Annotated in this window: 1 protein-coding gene; it reads left to right on the top strand. The window is 54.4% G+C overall.

The window, feature by feature from the left end; all coding sequences use genetic code 11:
* On the top strand, positions 1 to 1,087 hold a 1,087-nt coding region (locus tag GHN92_RS23575; RefSeq protein ID WP_153329061.1), incomplete at its 5' end, for an IS481 family transposase.
* Positions 1,088 to 1,138 lie beyond the last annotated feature (51 nt).

Below are 1,138 nucleotides of genomic sequence, written 5' to 3'. Positions count from 1 at the left end.
AGAGTTCGTTGCCTTAGCACGGCAACCCGGTAGCAATAAACGAGAACTGTGTCGACGGTTTGGCATCAGCCCGCAAACGGCCTACAAGTGGCTTAACCGTTACGAGGCGCACGGTCAGTCGGGACTGCAAGAGAAGTCCCGCAAACCGGCTACCAGCCCCAAGCTGACCTCTGCAGTTTTGGAGGCGCAAGTCTTAGCCCTCAGGCAAGAACATCCAGCCTGGGGTGGGCGCACAATCAGCACCCTCTTGAAAAAGCAGATCGCTCCCAGCACCGTGACCAATGTCCTGCACAGGCACGGACTGATTCAGCCTGCTCCGAATGAGCAAGAGGCCAAGCTGAGATTTGAACACGATGCGCCCAACGATCTGTGGCAAATGGATTTCAAAGGGCACTTCTCAACGCAAGAAGGCCGATGCCATCCCCTGACGCTGTTGGACGATCACTCGCGATTCAATTTAGCTATTCAGGCTTGTGATAACGAGCGTGGAGCTACGGTGAAGGACAAGCTGGTTGAGGTATTCCAGCGCTTCGGATTACCCGCTCGTATCAATGTTGATAACGGCCCGCCATGGGGCTCACCGCGTAATCCAGGTGAAATCACCGAGCTGAGTATCTGGCTGATTCGTTTGGGAATTCGGATCAGCTACAGCCGCCCTTACCACCCTCAAACCAATGGAAAGATCGAGCGCTTCCACCGCTCTCTCAAGGCCGAAGTGCTTGATGGGCGTCAATTTTCCACGATCCAGGAGGCTCAATCCGCGTTCGATCGATGGCGGGAGGTTTATAACCTACAACGACCTCATCAAGCGTTGAACTACCAAGTGCCGATGGACCGATATCGCTCCAGCCCTTGGGCTTATCCGCAGCAGTTATCGGAGTTTGAGTACGGGCCGGACGATGTGTTGGCCAAGGTTTATCACAGCCGATTTCGCTTTCAGAAACGCTATTTCAGCATCGCCAAGGGCTTGGTTGGGCAGCACATCGCAATACGGCCCAACCCTGAAAGAGATGGACTCTTTGACGTCTACTTCTGCCATCACTTTCTAAGAACGTTCGACGTGAGCAAACCTGACTACGGGGCATAATGTGTCCACCATGTCCCCGCACGTGTGTCCACCATGTGTCCGGTCCGTACA

The organism is Pseudomonas sp. FSL R10-2964 (assembly GCF_009600035.1).
Taxonomy (GTDB): Bacteria; Pseudomonadota; Gammaproteobacteria; order Pseudomonadales; family Pseudomonadaceae; genus Aquipseudomonas; species Aquipseudomonas bubulae.
Note: the sequence above shows the minus strand (reverse complement) of the source record. Positions and strands in the feature narration are given on the sequence as shown.